The sequence below is a fragment of the Elioraea sp. Yellowstone genome, assembly GCF_006704265.1.
Taxonomy (GTDB): domain Bacteria; phylum Pseudomonadota; class Alphaproteobacteria; order Acetobacterales; family Acetobacteraceae; genus Elioraea.
In genome coordinates, this window is record NZ_VIKA01000177.1 from 1 (window position 1) to 6,035 (window position 6,035).

General features: G+C 72.9%; 5 protein-coding genes. 1 reads left to right on the top strand and 4 read right to left on the bottom strand.

Annotated features, from left to right (window positions below):
* The coding region (locus FK498_RS19445) for a hypothetical protein (RefSeq protein ID WP_202614887.1) at positions 1–181 on the top strand (181 nt) is incomplete at its 5' end.
* A gap of 109 nt (positions 182–290) precedes the next feature.
* Here the strand turns inward: FK498_RS19445 and FK498_RS16645 are convergent.
* From FK498_RS16645 to leuS, 4 genes are all read right to left on the bottom strand, one after another.
* Positions 291–1,280 carry an MBL fold metallo-hydrolase gene (locus FK498_RS16645; protein WP_141856520.1) on the bottom strand — a complete coding sequence of 330 codons (990 nt, stop codon included), beginning with the start codon at positions 1,278–1,280 and terminating at the stop codon, positions 291–293.
* A 95-nt stretch (positions 1,281–1,375) separates the two neighbouring features.
* Positions 1,376–2,398 (bottom strand): DNA polymerase III subunit delta, encoded by a 1,023-nt coding sequence (gene holA / locus FK498_RS16650; RefSeq protein WP_141856522.1) that lies wholly within the window; start codon positions 2,396–2,398, stop codon positions 1,376–1,378.
* A complete protein-coding gene (lptE, locus tag FK498_RS16655; protein ID WP_141856524.1) occupies positions 2,395–2,937 on the bottom strand; it encodes an LPS assembly lipoprotein LptE in 543 nt (180 codons plus the stop codon). The genes holA and lptE overlap by 4 nt, the downstream gene beginning before the upstream one ends.
* Complete coding sequence (leuS, locus tag FK498_RS16660) at positions 2,903–5,506, bottom strand: leucine--tRNA ligase (protein WP_141856526.1); 2,604 nt, start codon at positions 5,504–5,506, stop codon at positions 2,903–2,905. Before leuS ends, lptE begins: the two co-directional genes overlap by 35 nt.
* Positions 5,507–6,035: the final 529 nt, after the last annotated feature.

Here is a 6,035-nt window from a genome sequence, read left to right on the forward strand (position 1 = left end):
GGGCGGCGCGGCCAATTACGGCCTCGCGGCGCTGGCGGCGCTGGCGGCGCGGATCGAGCAGGCCGCCGCCGCGGGCGAATTCGAGCACGCACGCGCCGCCGCCGGCGCGATCGGCACGACCGTCGAGGCCTCCTGCGCGGCGCTGCTCGAGGCGAGCGGAAGGCTGGCCGCAGCCGAGTAGGGCCGCGCGCCGGTGCATCGGGACGCCGCGCGCGGACACTCCCGCCGGCGCCCCTGCCGGGCAGCGAGGTGAACGGCCCGGGCGGTCCGGCGCCGCCCGGCCGACGACGTCAGAGCGCGACGCCCCAGGGCAGCGGATACCAGGCGAACCCCTCGCCTTCCGCAGCCACGTGGCCGATGCCGGGGAAGGCGAAATGGTACGACAGCACGCCGATGCGCTCCTGCGCCAGCATGCGCAGCACGCGCAGCCGGCTCTGCGCCGACTGCTTCGAATCGGTATCGAAGGCGAACTCGATCTGCGGCCGGCGCAGCATGATGACCTCGTGGTGCGCAAGGTCGCCGATGAACATCGCCTTCGCGTTGCCCGACTGGACCATGAAGGCGGTATGGCCGACCGTGTGGCCGGGGGCCGAGACCGCGATCACGCCCGGAACAACCTCCTTGCCGTCCTCGACGAAGGCGAGCCGGTCGCGCACCGGCAGCAGGTTGCGCCGCGCGCCCTGCACGAAGGTGCCGATCCAACCCTGCGCCGAGGCGCGCTGCTCGTCGGTCCAGAAGTCGAAATCCGCCCTGCTGATGAACACCTGCGCGTTCGGGAAGTTCGGCTTGCCGTCGCCGCCGATGATGCCCCAGACATGGTCGATATGGCCGTGGCTGCACACCACCGCATCGATCTGCTCGGGCATGATCCCGGCCGCGCGCAGGTTGGCGAGCAGCATCCCGGTATGCGGGCCGAAGGGACGAGTGTAGCCGACGCCGGTGTCGAACAGCACCATCTGCCGGCCGGTGTTCACCACGAAGCAGTTCTGCGGCAGAACGAGCTTCTCGGTCGAGCGGAAGTTGGCGCGCAGCAGCTGCGTCAGGTCGTCGCGCGGATGGGCGGGGAAGCCGGCGGCGGGCTCGCCGAGATCGAGATCGCCGTCGCCGACCACGGTCACCTCGAAGTCGCCGAGCCGGGTGCGGTACCACTCGGGCGGACGCAGCCCCGTCATCGGTGCGGCGGCCTCGGCGCGTCGCGGCAGGGCGGCGAGCAGCGCCGAACCGAGCCCGGCGGCGATCAGGCTGCGCCGTCCAGGCGCGCCCGGGAGAAGAGCGCTCATCGTTTCCTCACTCCGAGTGTTGTTGCATGATCCGTCTGCCGTGAAGGCGGCCCAGCCTAGCACGCAGTCGCAGGTATCGCATCGTTGCCGATCGTTCATGCCCGCATGCTCGCCGCGGCGTGCGCGATCTCCAGCACCGCGCGCGCCGCGATCAGCGCATCCGGCGCGCCGGTCGTCTTGCACGCCGCCTCCGCCGCGAGCAGCCGGCCGGAGACCGCGGCGACCCGCGGCGCCGTCCAGCGCGCGAGCGCGCGCGCGAAGTCCTGCTCGTGGCGGAAGAACACCGCGGGACGCGCGCGCCGCGCGGCCTCCTTCGGGCTCAGGCGGTTGAGCTCCTCGGCGAGCGCGAGCGAGAGCCGCTGCATGTGCCTGAGCGCGGTGCGGATCACCGCGACCGGATTGGCGCCCTCCGCCATCGCGGCGCGCAGCGCCCGGTCCGCGCGTGCCGGATCGCCCGCCGTCGCCGCGAACATCGCCGCCTCCAGGCCGAGCCCGGCGTGATCGCCCACCACCGCCTCGCAGGCGGCGATGTCGACGCGCCCGCCCGGGCCGACCGAGAGCGCGAGCTTCTCGATCTCCTGGCGCGTGACGCCGCGATCGGCCCCGAGATGATCGGCGAGCCAGGCCAGGGCATCGGGTTCGACCGTGACGTCGAGCTCCGTCAGCCGTGCCGCGATCGAGGCGCGCAGATCGGCGCCCGTCTCCGGCCAGCAGGCGATCGCCGCGGCGTCCTGGCGGCGCTCGAACAGCACGCGCAGCCGCTCGGCCGGGCGCAGCGCGCCCGCCTCGACCACCAGCAGCGAATCGCCGGGCACGGCGAGCGCGGTCTCGATCGCCGCCGCGAGCGCATTGGTGGCGTCGCGCAGCCAGACCGCGCGGCGCCCGCCCATCATGCTGATCGCCGCCATCTCGCCCGCCAGCCGGCCGGGATCGGCCGAGGCCGCCTCGCGCGGGACGACGCTGACGCGGAACGGATCGTCGCGCCCGCCCGCAACCGCGGCCACCAGCGCCTCGGCACGCTCGCGCCGCAGCCCCTCGTCCTCGCCGTAGAGCAGCACGCCCCGCACCGCGCCGGGGTTGCGCAGGAACGGCGCGATCCGGGCCCCTTCGAGCTTCACGACCCGGCGGCGCGACGCGCGTAGAAGGCGGCGAGCTGCGCGACGATATCCTCGGCAAGGCGCTCGGCGAGGCGCCGCTCTGCCGCCTCGCCCGAGAGCTGCGCGGCGAAGTACTGGTCGGTGGCGATGTTGAACGCGTCGACCGCGTAGGACCGGCCCGTCGTCAGCGGGTCGCCGGAGGGGAGGGGGGCGAGGGTGAAGCTCGCCACCGCAGCGAGGCGCATGCGCGAGGACGTCTCGTCGCGCCGCACGCCGAGCGCCTGGCGCGTGATGCTGAGGGCGACGCGCAGCTCGTGGCGCGCCGCCCCCGTTCGGTTGCGCAGCCGCGCGTTCAGCGCCTCGCGCAGCAACTGGCCCTGGCGCTCGGGGATCAGGGCGACGCGGATCGCGGCGAGAGCCTCGGCGATCTCCCCCTCGCCGCCGCCTGTGCCGGCGCGGTCGGCGTAGATCGGCCGGAAGCCGCAGCCGCCGGCGAGCGCGAGGCCGGCGGCGAGGGCGGCGCGCCTAGAGCACGAAGTTGACGATCTTGCCCGGGACATGGATCCGCTTGCGGATCGTCCGCCCGGCGAGCGCCCGGGCGACGTTGGTTTCCGCCTCGGCGGCGGCGAGCACGGCCGCCTCGTCGGCGCCGACCGGCACCTCGATCGTGCCGCGCAGCCTGCCCATCACCTGGACCGCGATCGTGACGGTGTCGGCAGCGGCGAGCGTCGTGTCATGCTCGAGCCACGGCAGGGTCGCGACCATGCCCTGCCCGGGCGCGAGCAGCGCCCAGCACTCCTCGGCGAGATGCGGCATCATCGGCGAGAAGAGCCGCACCAGCGCCTCGAGCGCCTCGCGCCTTGCCCAGGCGAGGTCGTCGTCCTCGCCCCGCACGTCGGCGATCGCGTTGGCGAACTCGTGGAGCCGCGCGACGGCGACGTTGAAGGCGAAGGTCTCGAGCGCCTGGGTGACCGCGGCGATGGTGCGGTGGGTGGCGCGCCTGAGCGCGCGCGCCTCGGCCGAGAAGCCTGCCGGCGCGGGCGTGCCGTGCGGCGGCAGGCTGGGAAGCGCGCCCTGCACCAGGCGCCAGACGCGCTGGGTGAAGCGGTGCGCCCCGGCAACCCCGGCCTCGGTCCACTCCATGTCACGCTCGGGAGGGTTGTCGGAGAGGATGAACCAGCGTGCCGTGTCGGCGCCGTAGCGGTCGATGATCGCGCCCGGATCGACCGTGTTGCGCTTCGACTTGCTCATCGCCTCGACCGCGCCGACGGTGACCGGCTCGCCGGTCTCGCGATGCACGGCCGTGCCGTCCGCGCGCTTCTCGACCTCGGCGGGGTAGAGCCAGCGGCCGTCGGCACCGCGATAGGTCTCGTGCTTCACCATGCCCTGGGTGAACAGCCCCGCGAAGGGCTCGCCCGAGGCGAGGCCGAGATGGCCGGTATCGCGCATCGCGCGGGCGAAGAAGCGGGAGTAGAGCAGGTGCAGGATCGCGTGCTCGATGCCGCCGATGTACTGGTCGACCGGCAGCCAGGCATCCGCCGCGGCGCGGCTGGTCGGGGTCTCTGCGCGCGGTGCGGTGAAGCGTGCGAAGTACCACGAGGAATCGACGAAGGTGTCCATCGTGTCGGTCTCGCGCCGCGCGGGCGCGCGGCAGCGCGGACAGGCGACGTGCTTCCAGGTCGGGTGGTGGTCGAGCGGATTGCCCGGGCGCGCGAGATCGACGTCCTCGGGCAGGCGCACGGGGAGCTGGTCCTTGGGCACCGGCACGATGCCGCAGGCATCGCAATGGATCACCGGGATCGGGCAGCCCCAGTAGCGCTGGCGGCTGATGCCCCAGTCGCGCAGCCGCCACTGCACCACGCCCGTTCCTTGGCCGGTCCGTTCCAGCTCCTCGACGATGCGCCGCTTGGCGGCCGGGACCTCGAGCCCGTCCAGGAAATCGGAGTTGATCAGCGTACCGTCCTCGACGAAGGCAGTGTCGCCGATCGCGAAGGTCGTCGCCTCCGCGCCCGGCGGCAGCACGACGGGTGTGACCGAGAGCCCGTACCTGCGCGCGAAGTCGAGGTCGCGCTGGTCGTGGCCGGGGCAGCCGAAGATCGCGCCGGTGCCGTACTCCATCAGCACGAAATTGGCGATCCAGACCGGATAGGTGCGGCCGTTGAAGGGGTGCCTCACGCGCAGCCCCGTGTCGTGGCCGCGCTTCTCGGCCGTCTCGAGCGCGGCCTCGGTGGTGCCGAGCGTGCGGCAGGATGCGACGAAGGCGGCCGCGGCGGGATCGCGCGCGGCGATCGCGGCGGCGAGCGGATGATCGGGGCTGAGCGCGAGGAAGCTCATGCCGAACAGCGTGTCGGGGCGGGTCGTGAACACCTCGACCGCGTCGTGCCCATCCACCGGCGTCTCCAGCCGGAAGCGGATGCGCGCGCCGTCGCTGCGGCCGATCCAGTTGCGCTGCATGGTGCGCACGCGCTCGGGCCAGCGGTCGAGCGTGTCGAGCGCGGCCAGCAGATCCTCGGCGTAGCGGGTGATGCGGAGGAACCACTGGCTGAGCTTGCGCCGTTCCACCACCGCGCCCGACCGCCAGCCGCGGCCGTCGATCACCTGCTCGTTGGCGAGCACCGTCTGGTCCACCGGATCCCAGTTGACGAAGGCCTCCTTGCGTTCGACCAGGCCGGCTTCGAGGAAGTCGAGGAACAGCGCCTGCTGGTGGCCGTAATAGGCGGGGTCGCAGGTGGCGAACTCGCGCGACCAGTCGAGGCTGAGCCCCATGCGCTTCAGTTCGCCGCGCATGGTGGCGATGTTGTCCCAGGTCCAGCGGCCCGGGTGGATGCCGCGTTCGCGCGCGGCGTTCTCGGCCGGCAGGCCGAAGGCGTCCCAGCCCATCGGGTGCATCACCGCGAAGCCGCGCGCGCGCTTGTAGCGCGCGACCACGTCGCCGAGCGTGTAGTTGCGCACGTGCCCCATGTGGATGCGGCCCGAGGGATAGGGGAACATCTCGAGCACGTAGTACTTGGGCTTCGTGCCGTCGGGCAGGTCGGGCACGGCGAAGCAGCCGGCCTCGTCCCATGCGCGCTGCCAGCGCGGTTCGGCCTCGGCGGGGTCGTAGCGTGCGGTGTCGGTGATCTGGTCCATGGGGTATCGCGCGGTCGTCTCGGCGCGCAGGTTTAGGGGGTGCGGGCGCGCTTGGCGAGGGGCGCGACGACCTGCCACCGGCTGAGGGGAGAGAAGAGGGGGAGGCTCACGCCCCCGCCCACGCCTTCGGGCCTTCTCCCCTCGTCAGGAAAGGGTGGCGCTCTGCGGCGAGGGACATCGATATCCCCGGCAGAGGCAGGCTGGAATCCTGGGCGTCGGTCGTACCGTGCATGGCCCGCATCACCCCCCGACCGCGGACAAAGCGGGTCGGGGGCCTCTCCCGGCCGGAGACGGCGCCAGCCGGAGGTCGCGTCCCGGGCGGTCGGCTTCGCGGCGATGATGATCGGCCCCCGAACAGGGTGGGTTTGCGACGTCCAACCTGCTCGCGGACCCGTCGATCGCCGACGAGGTGATGACCCTGCGCGGACTTCTCGACTGCTCGAACGACGACTGGACACCTCGAAAAACCCGCTGATCGGGCGCTGCTGAGGGGCTGTTGATGGCGCCGTTGAATGCGGACCGGCCGTTT